The following is a 15,151-nucleotide window of genomic DNA, read 5'->3' on the forward strand; positions in this document are numbered from 1 at the left end:
CTCACTGGATGGCGCACGCATCAGCCAGTTGCAGAAAACTGACCTGGCGGATTTCGCCGTGCGTATCCACATAGGTCATCTTTGCCGGCACCACTTCGCACACAGGCGATTGCGGCGCCTCGATACGAATGGCCTGGGCGACGTCCAGGGGCATGCCGTACTCGTAGGCCGGTGGTTGCGCTTGTTCTTTGGCAAACAGAGGTGAACCGCTCAAGGAAATGACCGCCAGCAGGCTGACGATCGAAAAATTCTGGATGTTCATGGTTGACTCCACGACTGCCTTTACCGGGATGGTGTTAGCACTCTAGGAGGGGGACGCTGACGTCAAGGTGACTGGCGACTGACAGGAACATGTCAAACGCCGGCGCGGGGAAAGCGCCGGCTTGCGCGGGATATAAAAGCGCCCGCAGAGGGTGTGGCGGCGGCTAGCGCGCTGCCTGGCTTGTCAGGGAAAAACCGAAGGTATTGAGGCCGTTCTTGCTATGGGCGAACACACGGCCTCCGTGCATGGAGGCCACCGCCCGCACGATGGAAAGTCCCAGGCCGTGGTGCGCATCACTTCGCGCCCGGGCGGCGTCGGCTCGATAGAAGCGCTCGAACAAGCGCTCCAGGTGCACATTGTCAATCGGCTCGCCGGCGTTGGAAACGCTCACTTCAGCCTGCATGCCATGGCTGACCAGACTCACGGTGATGGTGCTGGTCGGCACCGCGTAGCGCGCCGCGTTCTGAATCAGATTGGCCAGGGAGCGATGGAACAGGCGTCGGTCGATGCACACCTGCATGTCGCCCTGGATCACCACGCTCAGCTGCTTGTCGTGCAGGACCGGCTCCAGATACTCCACCGTCTTCGACGCCTCTTCATTCAGCGAGACATGACTCAGCTCGGTTGCCCGCTGCCCACTTTCGGCACCTGCCAGGAACAGCATGTCGTTGACAATGGTGCCCATCCGTTCCAGCTCTTCGAGGTTTGACTGCAACAGATCCTGAAGCTCGTTCACGTCCCGCCCATGGGCCAACGCAACCTGGGTCTGGCCGATAAGGTTGGTCAGCGGCGTGCGCAGTTCATGGGCGACATTGGCGTTGAACCCTTCGAGCTGGCACCAGGCTGCTTCCTGGCGCGCCAGGGCGCCATTGAATGACACGGCCAATTCCTGCAATTCCCCTGGCAGCGCCTCGGTGTCCAGCCGCTGCTTCGAGTCCCCGGGCGGCAGGCTGTTGGCCTGACGACTCAGGCGCCTGACCGGCCCCAGGCCGAAACGCGCGATCCAGTAGCCCAGCAGCGCCACTAGCACGACGCCGAGCGCCGACGTCAGGACCAAGGTCTTGGTGAAATTGTCCAGGGTCTTCATGAACGGCGTTGAATCGAGCCCGACGATAAAGCGCACCTCCGGTCGGCTACCCATCGCTGCGATGGTCTCGACCATCAGCATCATCGGCCGATTCCGGCCAGGCACCTCGACGGAGGAAAAACCATCCGGGCGCTTGGACCAATCCTGGCCGTCCGGCATCGCGCCGCCATAACTGTAGGCGGGGTTGTCAACCAGGACCCAATACCGCACCCGCTCGTCCGCGGGTGTCAGGCCGTCGAGCTTCTGGCGCAAGCCGACCCAGAATTCCGGCGAATCGTATTTTGCGAGGACCGGGTCGAGTACGGAATGGCGCAGGATCAACTCGTTTTGCATCTGGTCTTCGAGCGATTGCTTCAAGGAACAGCGCAACAGCGTCGCGCTCACGGCGGTGATGAGCGTGACCGCGAGGGCAAACATCAGGGCAAGCCGCTTGGCTATCGATCCTTTCATCACTGCGCACCGACTTGTCGGTCGCTGGCCTCACGACTCTCCAACACATAGCCCATGCCCCGGACGGTGTGCAGCAGCTTGCGCGGATACGGCGCGTCAACCTTGGCCCGCACGCGCTTGATCGCGACCTCGACCACATTGGCGTCGCTGTCGAAGTTCATGTCCCAGACCTGTTCGGCAATCATCAACTTGGAAAGAATTTCGCCCTGGTGCCGTGCCAGCAGGCTCAACAGGCAGAACTCCTTGGCCGTCAGGTCCAGCCGCACGCCGCCACGCGTCACCTTGCGTGCTTGCAGGTCGACTTCCAGATCGTCGATGCGCAAGTGCGTCGGGTCGGCGCTGTCATCGGCGCGACGTCGGATCAAGGCCTGGACGCGCGCTACCAACTCGGCAAAGGAAAAAGGTTTGGCCAGGTAGTCATCGGCGCCCTCTCGCAGCCCGCGGACACGATCGTCCACCGTGCCCCTGGCCGACAACATGATCACCGGGGTTTTCTTGTGCAAGCGCAGGCCCTGCAGCACGCCGTAGCCATCCTTGCCCGGCAGCATCACGTCGAGGATCACCACGTCGTAATCCATCTCCAGTGCATAGTGCAGGCCATCGATGCCATTGGTGGCGACATCGACAATGTAGCCGAGCTCGCTCAAGCCGCGATGGACGTAGGAGGACGTCTTTTCTTCGTCCTCGACAATGAGCAGACGCATCAAGTAATTCCTCTCCGGAAACGGGGGCAACCTACAGAGTCTAGACAGCAAAGGTGTCTGGAGGCTGACCGCTTCCTGACATTCTTGTCAGAAATGGGGCGGTGGCGATCATGAACCTACCAAAGCGCCACATCATAAGTGAGGTAGAGACGGTTGCTATCGCGTCCCCGTGAAAAATCCGAACGAGCTGGCGCCCGCAGTGGTTCTACGAGGTGCATCGCTTTCCCCCGCCGCCGAGAAATTCCTCTCGATTTTGCTGGAGCAGTGGCCGCAGTAGCGGCCGCCTGATGCCGCTCCTTTTCGCTGCCATACTCGTCTGCGGTGCCTGACACCGCTGCCTGCTCATCAACTCGATACCTGGAGCGATTTCCATGTCAAACGCAACCGGACAGAACCCTGTGGCACTCATCAGCGGCGCCGGCAGCGAGATGGGCATCGGCATGGCGATCGCGCGCAGGCTCGGTGCAGTCGGCGCCAGGCTGATCGTCACTGCGAGCAGCGCCCGCATTGCTCAACGGGTCGATGAGTTGCGGGCGCAAGGGTTTGAGGTCGAGGGGCGAGCCCTGGACCTCACGGATGAAACCCAGGTGCACGAGTTCGGACTGTGGGCTGAGTCGGTCTGGGGCCGGGTCGATATCCTGGTGAACAACGCCGGCATGTCCATGCAAGGAAGCCCGGAGTCTTTTGCCGACGTGGCGTCCATGGACCTGGCCGCGTGGAACCTGTCGCTGGCTCGCAACCTGACGACCGCGTTCCTGCTCACCCGAGCCGTCCTGCCCGGCATGCAGGCCCGCCGTTATGGACGCATCGTCAATATCAGCTCCACCACCGGCACTCGCTGCAGCAATCCCGGTGAAGCAGCCTACAGCGCCGCGAAGGCGGCGATGGTCGGCATGAGCATGGGCCTCGCGCTTGAAGTGGCCCAACAGGGCATCACCGTGAACAGCGTCGCGCCCGGCTGGATCGCGACAGGGTCGAGCTCTGCCGAAGAAGCCAACGCCGCACGCTACACGCCGATGGGCCGGGCCGGACGCCCCGAGGAAGTCGCCGCGCTGGTGGCCTTCCTGGCCTCTGCGGAGGCCAGCTACATCACCGGTGAAACCATGGTGGTGGATGGCGGCAATTGCCTGGTGGAGAACAAGGCGCCCTACTCAGCTACCGCCAACACCTGACGAATCACCCCCGATTGCCACTGGAAGTAAGGGTTGTAGGTCAGCCGCGCATGGATTTTACCCGGCTCGCTGTAACCCCAATCCGAATACCAGACTTCTTCCCCCGCTTCGCACCGGGCCACTTCGTCGGCGTTGCGGCTGTTGCGGCAGAACCGCAGGGTGCCGGAACGACCGTAGAGCGGGTTCGTTGGTGAGAACAGGATGCCCATGTGGGAGAACTGGCTGATTCGTTCGTCGGCGATGCGGTCGGTACGCGTCAGGACGCGTGAATCATGGGCCGCGCCGCTGTTGCCGGCCGGCGCCGCCTGCCCATACCAGATCAACCGGCTGGCGGAATGGGTAAATCGGTGTTTGAACAGCTCCCGCACGTAGCGCACGTCGACCACTGAATCCTGCTCAGTCAGGACAATGGCCACGGGACGGTCGAAGTCCTGGTGCTCGATGAGCCGACGAACCGCGACGCTGCTGCGGTAGAACTGGGCGAAGCCGTTGGTGGGGACGTTGTGGTAGCGCACCGCCGATTGTTGTGGCCGGGTATTGTCGGGGGCCAATATCCAGGTCTTGAAATGCGCCAGCCAGGGCGTGGCCCAGTCGTAGGATTCGCTCGATCGAAAGGCCGGTGAAAACAGCACGAGGCCCTTGATATCCGGGTCGTTGATGGCGTATGCCAGCGCAAGATTGGCGCCGGTTGAGAAACCGCCCAGGTAGACGTCCGCAAACTCCTTGCGCAGCAGCGCGACTTGTTCCTCGACCAACTGCTGCCACTGCTCCAGCTGCACGTCGATCAAGTCAGCCGGCTGGGTGCCGTGCCCCGGCAACAACGCAACGCGCACAACGAAGCCTTGCGCCGTGAGATCCTGGGCGATGTCGACGAAAGACCAGGGTGAATCCCCCAGGCCATGCAACAAGAGGATAGCTTTGCTGGACGGCGCATCGGGGCGCACTTCGTAAGGCGCGTTCCAGGCCAGTTCAGCGCTGCGGTTGGCGGTCTGGAACACCCGCCGTTCCTCGATCCATGCCCGTGACGCCTGCGTGTAATCCTCAAAGGTCGCAGGCTCCGTCCGGGCGTCGGCCGCGCTGGGTTGCCGGGCACACCCGGCCATCAGCGTCAGGCTCGCCACGATGGCGGCGATGCCCAGCATGAGCGGACGCCACGACGGAAAAACCGTGCTGATCTTTGCTGGAATCTTCAACGCTCACTCCCCGCTTCGCTGCCCAAACCGTTCGCCTCGTTACGTAGCTCCCCTTGCCAGAGCACGCCATGGATGCGCTTGTACAACCACTGCGCGCCGTCGTCCACGTAGGAAAACACTACGGGAATGACCAGCAGGCTCAGCACGGTCGAGGTGACCAGCCCACCGATCACTACGATCGCCATCGGCGCGCGAAAGCTCGGGTCGGTTCCCCAGCCCAGTGCGATGGGCATCATGCCTGCGCCCATCGCAATTGTCGTCATGATGATCGGTCGTGCGCGCTTGGCGCAGGCATCCAGGATCGCTTCGTGGCGGCCCAGGCCGTGGTCCCGACGGGCGAGGATGATGTAGTCGATCAGCAGGATCGAGTTCTTCGTCGCAATGCCCATCAGCATGATCAAGCCGATCATCGACGGCATCGATAAGGTCGAGCCGGTGATGAACAGCGCCAGGAACGCGCCGGGCACCGAGAGCACCAGGGCGACGAGGATAGTCACCGGTTGCATGAAGTCTTTGAGCAGCAGGACCAGCACCATGTAGATGCACAGCACCCCGGTCAGCATCGCCACGCCAAACCCCGAGGCAAGTTCGCCCATCGCCTCGGCATCGCCGACGGACGTCTGCACCAGACCGGGCGGCAGCTCGCGCAAACTCGGCAGGCCAAGCACGGCCTGCTCGATGTCGCCCAGCGCCTGGCCATTCGTCTCGATCTCGATGTTGACGTTGCGCATGCGGTCGAATCGGTCGATTTGCGCGGGGCCGCTGGCGATTTCCAGCGTTGCGACATTCTCCAGCGCGACCGGACCACGGGCACCGGGTACCGGCAGGCGCTTCAGCGTCTCGAAGTCCTGGCGAGCGGCATCGGTCAGCCGCACGACGACTGGCACCTGCCGTTCGCTGAAATTGAGCTTGGCCAGCTCCTGATCGTAGTCGCCCAAGGTTGCAACACGCAGCGTATCGGCGATTGCGTTCGAGGTGACGCCCAGGTCGGCGGCCCTGGCGAAATCGGGCCGAACCACCAGCTCGGGGCGCATCAGGCTGGCGCTCGAAATAACGCCGCCGACGCCAGGCAGCCCACGCAGTTCACCTTCGACCTTCTGCGCATGCCGGGTGAGCAAGGCGCCGTCCTCGCCGGCGAGCACCAGCATGTAGTTTTCCGACTCACCCATGCCGACCTTGACGCGTACGCCAGGCAAAACCGTGAGTGCTTCGCGCAGATGGTTTTCGATCTGCTGTTTGGTCAGGCCCGGTCGGTCGTCGCGGTGCGTCAGGTTCAGCGTCAGCACCGCCGTGCGGACATTGGCGAGACCGCTGCCGGCTGGCGCCATCGGGTCAGCGCCGGCGCGGCCATCGCCCACGGCGGTGTAGACCTTCTTGACGTGCGGGTTCTGCCCGACAAGCTCCCGCGCCTGTTCGGCCAGCACCAACGTGTCGCCCAGCTTGCTGCCGGGCGCCAGCGTGAGGGTCACTTGGGTCTGCCAGTCGTCCTCCGGCGGAATGAAGGTGCCCGGCAACACCGCCGCGAGCATCAGCCCCGCAGCGAAAAAAACCACAGCGCCGAGGCTGGTCACGGCACGATGGCGCAAGCACCAGCCTGCCCAGGACAAATACGTATCCAGCCACCAGGCCGGTCTGCGCTCCGGCTTCTGCGGCGCCCGCAGCAGGTAGGCCGCCATCATCGGCGTCAGCAGGCGGGCAACGACGAGGGAGAAAAAAACCGCTGTTGCCGCCGTCCAGCCGAACTGGACGAAGAACCTGCCGACCGTGCCGCTCATGAATGCCGTGGGCAGGAACACCGCGATCAGCGTAAACGCCGTGGCAATTACCGCCAGCCCGATCTCATCGGCGGCGTCCATGGCCGCTTGATAGGGTTTCTTGCCCATCTGCAAATGTCGCCCGATGTTCTCGACCTCGACGATGGCGTCGTCCACCAGCACGCCAATCACCAGCGACAGCGATAGCAGCGTGACGATGTTGAGGGTGAAGCCCATCCAATGCATCACCGCAAAAGTCGGTATCGCCGACAATGGCAACGCGACCGCCGTGACGAAGGTTGCTCGCCAATCCGGCAGGAACAGGAACACCACCAGCACCGCCAGCGCTGCCCCCTCGTAAAGCAGGTGCATGGAGCCCTGGTAATTCTCGATCACCGGATCGACCAGGTTGAAGGCTTGGGCGATGGTGATTTCAGGGTGTCGCGCCTTGAGTGTGTCGAGGGCGGCGCGCACCCCTTCGTCGACCTCTATTTCTCCGGCGCCTTTTGCCCGCAGGATCTCGAAGCCGACCACCGGCTTGCCGTCCAGGAATGCTGCCGAACGGCGCTCGCCGACGGTGTCGGATACCGTGGCAACCTGGTCGAGGCGGATGCGTCGGCCGTCGCTCAAGGTCACGTCCAGTAAGGCGATTTCTTCGGCCGACTGCACCGTGGCAAGGGTGCGCACCGTTTGCTCGATCCCGCCCAGGTCGACACGACCGCCCGAGGCTTCCTGTTGGATCTGGCGCAGTTGACGGGAGATGTCCAACGCCGTGGTGTTCAGCGCCAGCAGGCGCGCCGGGTCGAGGTCGATGCGAGTTTCCCGGGTCACCCCGCCGACACGATTGACCGCCCCCACGCCAGGCACCGCCAGCAAGGTCTTGCTGAGGGTGTTGTCGACGAACCATGACAGCGCTTCATCGTCCATGCGCGTCGCCGCCACCGTGTAGGTCAGGATCGGCGATCCGGCGAGCTCGATCTTCTGGATCACTGGGTCACGCAGGTCGGCGGGCAGGTCCGCCCGTACCCGGGAGATGGCGTCGCGCACATCATCCAGCGCTTCCTGCGTGGGCTTCTCGAGGCGGAACTCCACCGTGATATCGGCGTTGCCGTCGGTCAAGGTGCTCTGGATATGCTTGATGCCTTGCAGCGTCGCCAGCGAATCCTCGATCTTGCGCACCACATCGTTTTCCAGTTGTTCGGGTGAAGCGCCGGGCAGCTCCACCGATAGGGAGACCATGGGCAGGTCAACATCGGGGAAGTTCTGGACCTTCATTTTCCAGAAGCCCATCAAGCCAGCGAAGGTCAGCAAGAGGAACAACAGGACGGAAGGCGTCGGATTGCGGATCGACCAGGACGATACGTTAAGGCTCATTGCGCGCTCCCGCGTGTCAGGCTGCTTGTCGGCTGGCTGGTCGGGGTGCCGGTCGGATCGGTGCGCGACTGGACCACCCGGACGAGGTCTCCCTCGGCGAGAAAGCCGGCGCCGGCCTCGACCACGGCCGCCGTGCCGTCAATACCGCCGATGATCTCGACACGATCGCCGACGCGGCGTCCCACCGTCACTTTGACCCGGGTCACCTTGAACTGCGGTCCGACCTGAAGGACGTAACTGAAACCGTCATGCTGCAGCACCGCGCTCTGGGGCAGCGTCAGCATCCGCTCGGCGCCGACCGCGAACTCGCCACGTACGAACATCCCGGCACGCGCCGCGGTGCCCGCCGGGAGGTCGACATAGACCAAGCCGTTGCGGACCTGCATGTCCACCGTGGGCGCGACCCTGCGCACCCGGCCCTCGATAGCCTCGCCGTTGGCCGCAATCACCCGCACCAACTGGCCGGGAGTGAATTTACCCAGGTCCGATGCGGCGACTTCAGCGCGCCATTCGAGGCGACCGTCCCGAATCAGCCGGAACAGTTCCTGGCCGGCGGGCAGCACCGCGCCCACCGTGGCATTACGCGCCGAAATCACTCCATCGTCGGGCGCCATGACCTGAGTCTGGGCCAGGCGCAGATGTTGCAGCCGCTCCAGCGCCCTGGCTGCGTCCAGCCTCGCCTGCGCCGTGTGTTCAGCCGTCACGTGCAGGTGAACCTGCTGCTTGGATAACGCCCCGCTCGATTGCAGTTCCCGGGCGCGCTCGGCATTGCCCCGTGCTTCGGCGAGCGTCGCCTGCGCTTCGGCGGTGGCGGCGCGACGCTGCGCGAGTTCGGCGGCGATCGTTTCCGGAACAAATGTGGCGAGCACCTGGCCGCGCCGGACCTCATCGCCGACGTTCACCTTGACCTCGGCCAACCGCAAGCCATCGGATTCGGTACCGATGCTCGCTTCCTGCCACGCCATGACGTTGCCATACGCCAGGACACGGGTCGCCAGCATGGCCGATTGGAGTTGGGTGACGGCCACCGTGAGCGCAGGCCTGGCCGGCACTTCGGCGCTATCGGGTCCGCCGTCAGGCGAAACGGTCATCATCACGACGACGATGGCGCAGGCCAGGGTCACGACAAACAGAACAACATGCCGTGTTTTTCTTTTCATGGGGATCGTATTCCTGCGCAAGAGGCCGCGTGATTGCTTGAGGCGGCCACTATCCGACAGGGAACCTTTCGGAACTCTTACCAGCGAAAAGGTTGTTATCCAGACCCAACGGTAAGTGTCCAGTAAGAAGAAGTTTTCAACGATAGGGACGCTTTCATCCTATTGATCTGGAGACCGTCATGCGTTCCATGCCCTTGCCCACCTCGAAAAATTCAATTGCGACACGGCTGACTACGGCCACCTCTGTGTTTGTGCTGGGCTTGTGCGCGTCGATGGCCGCCAGCGCCGACGAACCTGAAGGCTCCCAATGGGGGCTTGGCGTGGGTGCGGTCAGCAGCCAGCAGCCGTACAAGGGCATCGATCGGGACAGCGAAGTCCTGCCGCTGATCTACTTTGAAAATGAATATGTACGAGTATTTGGGCCGACCGCCGAGATCAAGTTGCCGGGCCTGGAGTTCAGCGACACCCAACAGCTCGAATTCAGCATCGTCGGCGAGTACGACTTCAGCGGCTATGACGACGATGACGCGCGGATTCTCGATGGCATGCGTGACCGCGACGGTGGTTTCTGGGCAGGAGCCAAGGTGAAATGGCGCAACGACTTGGCCGATGTCAGTGCCGAGTGGCTGGCCGACGTATCAGGCAACAGCAAGGGCCAGCGCTTTGCCCTGGGATTGGAAAGGTCCTGGAAATTAGGCGAGCACATCATGCTCACGCCACGCCTGGCGGCCCTATGGCAGGACGATAAATACGTCGACTACTACTTCGGCGTTCGCGAAAGTGAAGCTCGCGCCGACCGGGCGGCCTATGATGCGAAGTCCGGTATCAATACTGAATTCGGGGTTCGTGGAAACTATATGTTCGATGATCATCACTCCGTGTTCCTGGACCTCAAGGCGACGCGCCTGTCCGATGAAATCAAGGACAGCCCGCTGGTGGATCGATCAACCGAGAACAGCGTGCTGTTCGGCTACCTGTACCGTTTCTGATGAGCCGCATTCTGCTGGTCGAGGACCATGAACGCCTGGCGCACCTGGTGAGCAAAGGCTTGTCGAGCGCCGGGATCGCCGTCGACGTCATCAGCCGCATCGATGCCGCGTGGGCGGCCATCCAGCAGGTGCCTTACCAGGCGCTGATCCTCGACCGGGGCTTGCCGGACGGCGATGGACTGGCCCTGCTGCAGCGTTTGCGCACTGCCGGGCTGGGCCTGCCGTGCCTGGTCCTAACGGCGCGGGATGCGCTGCATGATCGGGTTGAAGGTCTCGACGCCGGGGCGGACGACTACTTGCCCAAGCCGTTCGCCATGGACGAAATGGTTGCCCGCGTACGGGCATTGCTGCGTCGCCCGGCGGAACACCGGCCATTGGCGCCTGCCCACGGCGACCTCAGCGTGCAACCCGACATGGGCATCATGTGCAGCACCGAAGGCAGCGTGCCGCTGGCGCCTGCGGAAATGCAGATCATGCTGTTGCTGCTGCGCAAACCCGGCGAAATCGTCCGCCGCAGCGCCATCGAGGCGGCCGCGTGGGGCCTGAGCGAAGCCGTGACGCCGAACGCCCTGGACGTGGCGCTGCATCGTATCCGCCGAAAGCTGCTGGCGATCGGCTCCCATCAACGGATAGTCAATTTGAGAGGCCTGGGTTATGCCCTTCGTCAGGACGACTTGGCGCAATAGCATCAGCTTCAAGGTGCTGCTTGCCTACATCGCAGGCGTGGGATTGAGCATCCTGCTGATTGCACTCGGCGTGTTCGCTCTTGTCACCTCCAGGAGCGATATCCTGCTGAGCACGGACGTCGCCGAGCGTACCCATGAACTGGCCGATAAGCTGCTGTTCGACGCCACGGGCCGGCCCATCGGATTCGACAACAGCGAGGGTGACCGGATCTGGACCTTCCAGAGCCTGGGGGAGGAAATCGGCTACCGAGTACTGGATTCGGATGGGAGCGCCGTCCATGCATCCACTGACGCGGCGTTCTGGTCGCCTGCGGCGACCGTTCATCCAACGGAGCAATCGCAATTCAAGTTCGAGCGAAAAGGCATCCTGATGTACGCCGCCACCGCCCCGCTGGAGCACGACGGCAAGACTTGGTATTTGCAATTTGCCGCCAGCGAACGGCTGATGGAACTGCTCCACGAGGGGTTTGCCTGGCCGTTCATGGGCGCCGGTATCGTCCTGTTCAGCCTGGTGCTGCTTTTTGTCTTCGGCGCCTGCGCCTATTTCACATTGGGCTATGCGCTCAAGCCCTTGCGGGAAGTCTCGGAATCAGCGGCGGCCATCTCCCCGCGCTCCTTGCACTCGCGGCTGGAGGTCAGGACCGTGCCGTCCGAGGTGGCGCCGCTGGTGACCAGCTTCAACAGCGCCCTTGAACGCCTGGCGCACGGCTACCGCGTCCAGCAGGAATTCCTGGCGACCGCGGCACACGAGCTCAAGACCCCCCTGGCGTTGATCCGCGCCCAGATCGAACTGATGGAGCCCAGCAAGGGCCGCGACTCGCTGCTCAACGATGCCCAGCACATGACCCGCCAGGTCCAGCAACTATTGCTGCTGGCCGAAACGAGCGAAGCGCACAACTACAGCCTTGCCGCCGTGGATGTCATGGATGTTGCCCGGGAAGCCGCCCATTATCTGCAACGCATGGCCGACGCGGCGCACGTGCGCGTCGTGCTGGCGGCTCCGGTTGAGACGCAGGCGTCCTGGCAGGCCGACCGCAGCGCCCTTTTCACCCTGCTCAAAAACCTTCTGGAAAACGCCATCCAGCACGCCCCTGCCGATACCGAAATACGCGTTGAACTGAGCGCAGATACGTTGACCCTGCGCGATTGGGGCCCCGGGGTTGAACAAGACCAACTGGCGCAGATATTCACCCGTTTCTGGCGCGGCGCTCATCGACGCGACCACGGCGCGGGACTGGGCCTGACGATCTGCCAGGAGATCGCCCAGGCCCACGGATGGACGCTCGTCGCGCGCAGGGCCGAGCCTGGGTTGTTGTTTTGTTTGTCCCGGCCCGCCCCTGAGCGGCCCGCCTGAGCGCATGCGCCCAGGCTTGCTCACTGCCAACCGAACCTACAGGGGTGTTTTTGCAAGATTGGGCAATCATCGGACCGGATCGTGCAAGCTATCCCAGCCGAGGCTTTCTATAGTAATCGGTGCCAAACCTTCTGGAGCTGGTCCGATGAGCGCCCTCAATATCAATGGCCGTGAGCACACGGTAGACGTAGACCCCGGCACCCCGATTCTTTGGGCCTTGCGCGACACGCTGGGCATGACCGGTACCAAATTCGGCTGCGGTGCGGCCTTGTGTGGCGCCTGCACCGTTCACCTGGATGGCCAGGCCATTCGGTCCTGCGTGACGCCGATCGCCGCGGCGGTTGGCAAGAAGATCACCACCATTGAAGCGGCGACCGATGGCAGCGACCCGGTGGGCAGCGCCGTGCATGAGGCTTGGGTCAAGCACGACGTGGCGCAATGCGGCTACTGCCAGAGCGGCCAGATCATGAGCGCCACCGCGTTCCTCAAGGCCCAGCCCAAGGGCAAGCAGCCGACGCCGGCCGAGATCGATTCGGCCATGGCCGGCAATATCTGCCGTTGCGGCACTTACGCCCGCATCCGCGCCGCAGTGGCCGATGCCGCAAAAACACTTGCCTGACAGGAGCTGGTCCATGCTGAACGAGATTTTTCCAAATGAGCTGCCGCGCGCCCTGCAACACCTGCTTGATCGCGACGTGATTGAAGGCCCAGCCACCCTGCCCCGGCGCAGCTTCCTCAAGATCGTCGGCATCGGCGGCCTGGCCTTGGGCGCGTTCCCGCACCTTGCCCTGGCGCAACAGGCCGGCGGAGTTGGCGACGCAGCGCTGAAACCGACTCAGCAACCCTCGGCCTTCGTACAAATCGCGCCCAACGGCGAAGTCACCGTGACGATCAATCGCCTGGAGTTCGGCCAGGGTGTGCAGACTGGCTTGCCAATGATCCTCGCCGAAGAACTCGACGCCGACTGGAGCCTGGTGCGCACGCGCAACGGCAGCAACGACGCGGCCTACATGGACCCGGCGTTTGGCATCCACCTCACCGGCGGCTCCAATTCGATCAAGAACAGCTACACCCAATACCGCGAACTGGGCGCTCGCGCTCGCGCCATGTTGCTCGCCGCCGCGGCCGCGCGCTGGAATGTCGACGCCGCGAGCCTGACCACGCAAAACGGCACGGTGCTGGGCCCAGGTGGCCGCAAGGCGACTTACGGCGAGCTGGCCGAAGCCGCCATGGCGATGCCCGTGCCGGAGAAAGTCACGCTCAAGGATCCCAAGGATTTCCGCATCATCGGCCAGGCCACGACCCGCCTCGATGCCAAGGACAAGAGCAGCGGCCAGCAGGATTTCGGCATCGACATGCATCTGCCGGGACAACTGACTGCGGTGGTCGCTCGCCCACCGGTGTTCGGTGCCAGGATCGCGTCGCTGGACGACAGCGCCGCGCGCGCAACCAAAGGCGTGAAAGCCGTGCTGCGCGTGTCGCTGGACGGCGGTGCCGAAGGCGTTGCGGTGGTCGCCGACGGTTACTGGCAGGCAAAACTTGCACGTGATGCGCTGAAGGTCGAATGGGACGTGGCTAAAGTCGAAAAGGTCGACACGGAAAAACAACTGGCCCAGTACCGGGAGCTGGCCGGCCAACCCGGCGCGCTCCATTTCGATGCCGACATGACACCTCTCGCCTCGGCGCCGCATCGGTTGGAGGCTGAGTTTGTGTTTCCCTACCTGGCCCACGCCCCGATGGAGCCGTTGAACTGCACCGTTCAGCTATCCGAAGGCCGCGCCCAGTTGTGGGTCGGTACTCAGTTCCCGGGCGGCGACGCTGCGGCAGCGGCGAAGGTGCTGAGCCTCAAGCCCGAGCAAGTCCAGGTAAATGTACAGACGGCGGGCGGCGGTTTCGGGCGTCGTGGCGTGCCGACCAATGATTTTGTCGTGCAGGCTTGCGAAGTGGCCAAGGCCGCGCGCGCTGCGGGGCTTGATGCGCCAATCCGCACCCTGTGGAGCCGCGAGGACGACATCAAGGGCGGCTACTACCGTCCGATGCATCTGCACCGCTCGCGCATCGGTTTCGATGACAGTGGCAAGGTGTTGGCGTGGGACCACGCCCTGGTCGGGCAGTCCATCCTCGTCGGCACCCCATTCGCAGGGCAGATAAAGAATGGCATCGACCCCACCGCGACAGAAGGCCTGCGTGATCCATACCCCCTGCCGATGCGACTGACCGTGCATCACCCCAAGCTCAACGTGCCGGTGCTGTGGTGGCGCAGCGTGGGTTCTACTCATACCGCGTTCGTGATGGAGACGCTGATCGACGAAATCGCCCGTACGACAAAGCAGGACCCGGTGGCATACCGGATGAAATTGTTCGGCGACCAGAACCCCCGCCATCGCGCCGCGCTGCAATTGGCGGTGGACAAGAGCGAGTACGGCAAACGGCAGCTACCGGCCGGCCAGGCCTGGGGCGTGGCGGTGCACGAGTCGTTCAGTTCGGTGGTGGCCTACGTGGTGCAAGCCTCGGTGCAGGAGGGTCGTCCCGTGCTGCACAACGTGACGGCGGGCGTGCACTGCAACCTGGTGATCAACCCCCGCAGTGTCGAGGCCCAGGTGCAAGGCGCAGCCCTGATGGGCCTGTCGATGTGCTTGCCCGGTGGCGCGATCACGCTCAAGGATGGCGTCGTGCAACAGAGCAATTTCGCTGACTTCAGCGTGCCGCGCATTACCGACATGCCGCAGGTCGCCGTCCACATCGTTCCCAGCGCAGAGCCGCCGACCGGAATGGGCGAGCCCGGCCTGCCCGCCTTGGCCCCGGCATTTGCCAACGCCATTGCGAGTCTGACCGGGAAACCGCTGCGGCAGTTGCCGTTCAAGCTGGCGTAGTCGAGTTTAACGCCGCCCTTCAGGGCCGGCGGCAAACCAGCCACGGGTGGGTAGTGGTATCGATCGTCGATCGTTCCCACGCTCCTGCGTGGG

12 protein-coding genes are annotated in these 15,151 nt (G+C 63.5%); 6 read left to right on the forward strand and 6 right to left on the reverse strand.

What is annotated here, in order from left to right; genetic code table 11:
• Position 1: 1 nt before the first annotated feature.
• From J3P82_RS13365 to J3P82_RS13375, 3 genes are all read right to left on the reverse strand, one after another.
• Positions 2-262, reverse strand: a complete 261-nt coding sequence (locus J3P82_RS13365) for a DUF2790 domain-containing protein (RefSeq protein ID WP_434557263.1) — start codon at positions 260-262, stop codon at positions 2-4.
• 163 nt (positions 263-425) lie between these two features.
• Entirely contained in the window at positions 426-1,799 is a 1,374-nt protein-coding gene (locus tag J3P82_RS13370; protein ID WP_434557264.1) for a heavy metal sensor histidine kinase, read from the reverse strand.
• Positions 1,799-2,503 (reverse strand): heavy metal response regulator transcription factor, encoded by a 705-nt coding sequence (locus J3P82_RS13375; protein ID WP_434557265.1) that lies wholly within the window; start codon positions 2,501-2,503, stop codon positions 1,799-1,801. Before J3P82_RS13375 ends, J3P82_RS13370 begins: the two co-directional genes overlap by 1 nt.
• 371 nt (positions 2,504-2,874) lie before the next feature.
• Here J3P82_RS13375 and J3P82_RS13380 point away from each other — a divergent pair, with 371 nt between their 5' ends.
• Positions 2,875-3,675 carry an SDR family NAD(P)-dependent oxidoreductase gene (locus J3P82_RS13380; RefSeq protein ID WP_434557266.1) on the forward strand — a complete coding sequence of 267 codons (801 nt, stop codon included), beginning with the start codon at positions 2,875-2,877 and terminating at the stop codon, positions 3,673-3,675.
• Here J3P82_RS13380 and J3P82_RS13385 read toward each other — a convergent pair.
• Genes J3P82_RS13385 through J3P82_RS13395 form a run of 3 tightly spaced genes read right to left on the reverse strand, consistent with a single transcriptional unit; the run spans position 3,651 to position 9,156 of the window.
• Positions 3,651-4,817: an alpha/beta hydrolase gene (locus J3P82_RS13385; RefSeq protein WP_434563821.1), complete on the reverse strand. Its 1,167-nt coding sequence runs from the start codon at positions 4,815-4,817 to the stop codon at positions 3,651-3,653. The genes J3P82_RS13380 and J3P82_RS13385 overlap by 25 nt on opposite strands.
• Positions 4,818-4,864: 47 nt before the next feature.
• Positions 4,865-7,996, reverse strand: coding sequence for an efflux RND transporter permease subunit (locus J3P82_RS13390; RefSeq protein ID WP_434557267.1), 3,132 nt, complete (start codon positions 7,994-7,996; stop codon positions 4,865-4,867).
• Positions 7,993-9,156 carry an efflux RND transporter periplasmic adaptor subunit gene (locus J3P82_RS13395; protein ID WP_434557268.1) on the reverse strand — a complete coding sequence of 388 codons (1,164 nt, stop codon included), beginning with the start codon at positions 9,154-9,156 and terminating at the stop codon, positions 7,993-7,995. Before J3P82_RS13395 ends, J3P82_RS13390 begins: the two co-directional genes overlap by 4 nt.
• 179 nt (positions 9,157-9,335) lie before the next feature.
• On the opposite strand from J3P82_RS13395, the gene J3P82_RS13400 reads away from it, so the two are divergent.
• From J3P82_RS13400 to J3P82_RS13420, 5 genes are all read left to right on the forward strand, one after another.
• Positions 9,336-10,145: a MipA/OmpV family protein gene (locus J3P82_RS13400; RefSeq protein WP_434557269.1), complete on the forward strand. Its 810-nt coding sequence runs from the start codon at positions 9,336-9,338 to the stop codon at positions 10,143-10,145.
• Positions 10,145-10,831 carry a response regulator transcription factor gene (locus J3P82_RS13405; RefSeq protein ID WP_434557270.1) on the forward strand — a complete coding sequence of 229 codons (687 nt, stop codon included), beginning with the start codon at positions 10,145-10,147 and terminating at the stop codon, positions 10,829-10,831. Before J3P82_RS13400 ends, J3P82_RS13405 begins: the two co-directional genes overlap by 1 nt.
• Positions 10,800-12,185: a sensor histidine kinase gene (locus J3P82_RS13410; protein WP_434557271.1), complete on the forward strand. Its 1,386-nt coding sequence runs from the start codon at positions 10,800-10,802 to the stop codon at positions 12,183-12,185. Before J3P82_RS13405 ends, J3P82_RS13410 begins: the two co-directional genes overlap by 32 nt.
• Positions 12,186-12,330: 145 nt before the next feature.
• A complete protein-coding gene (locus J3P82_RS13415) occupies positions 12,331-12,804 on the forward strand; it encodes a (2Fe-2S)-binding protein (protein WP_434557272.1) in 474 nt (157 codons plus the stop codon).
• 13 nt (positions 12,805-12,817) lie between these two features.
• The gene (locus J3P82_RS13420; RefSeq protein ID WP_434557273.1) at positions 12,818-15,058 is read left to right on the forward strand and encodes a molybdopterin cofactor-binding domain-containing protein; all 2,241 of its coding nucleotides are present in this window, start codon (positions 12,818-12,820) and stop codon (positions 15,056-15,058) included.
• Positions 15,059-15,151: the final 93 nt, after the last annotated feature.

Origin of the sequence: Pseudomonas sp. Z4-20, assembly GCF_051131955.1 — a bacterium.
GTDB lineage: Bacteria > Pseudomonadota > Gammaproteobacteria > Pseudomonadales > Pseudomonadaceae > Aquipseudomonas > Aquipseudomonas marvdashtae.

Coding starts and splice junctions, on each gene's coding strand:
- J3P82_RS13365 (WP_434557263.1), bottom strand. CDS start 262: ATGAACATCCAGAATTTTTCGATCGTCAGCCTGCTGGCGGTCATTTCC.
- J3P82_RS13370 (WP_434557264.1), bottom strand. CDS start 1,799: ATGAAAGGATCGATAGCCAAGCGGCTTGCCCTGATGTTTGCCCTCGCG.
- J3P82_RS13375 (WP_434557265.1), bottom strand. CDS start 2,503: ATGCGTCTGCTCATTGTCGAGGACGAAGAAAAGACGTCCTCCTACGTC.
- J3P82_RS13380 (WP_434557266.1), top strand. CDS start 2,875: ATGTCAAACGCAACCGGACAGAACCCTGTGGCACTCATCAGCGGCGCC.
- J3P82_RS13385 (WP_434563821.1), bottom strand. CDS start 4,817: ATGCTGGGCATCGCCGCCATCGTGGCGAGCCTGACGCTGATGGCCGGG.
- J3P82_RS13390 (WP_434557267.1), bottom strand. CDS start 7,996: ATGAGCCTTAACGTATCGTCCTGGTCGATCCGCAATCCGACGCCTTCC.
- J3P82_RS13395 (WP_434557268.1), bottom strand. CDS start 9,156: ATGAAAAGAAAAACACGGCATGTTGTTCTGTTTGTCGTGACCCTGGCC.
- J3P82_RS13400 (WP_434557269.1), top strand. CDS start 9,336: ATGCGTTCCATGCCCTTGCCCACCTCGAAAAATTCAATTGCGACACGG.
- J3P82_RS13405 (WP_434557270.1), top strand. CDS start 10,145: ATGAGCCGCATTCTGCTGGTCGAGGACCATGAACGCCTGGCGCACCTG.
- J3P82_RS13410 (WP_434557271.1), top strand. CDS start 10,800: ATGCCCTTCGTCAGGACGACTTGGCGCAATAGCATCAGCTTCAAGGTG.
- J3P82_RS13415 (WP_434557272.1), top strand. CDS start 12,331: ATGAGCGCCCTCAATATCAATGGCCGTGAGCACACGGTAGACGTAGAC.
- J3P82_RS13420 (WP_434557273.1), top strand. CDS start 12,818: ATGCTGAACGAGATTTTTCCAAATGAGCTGCCGCGCGCCCTGCAACAC.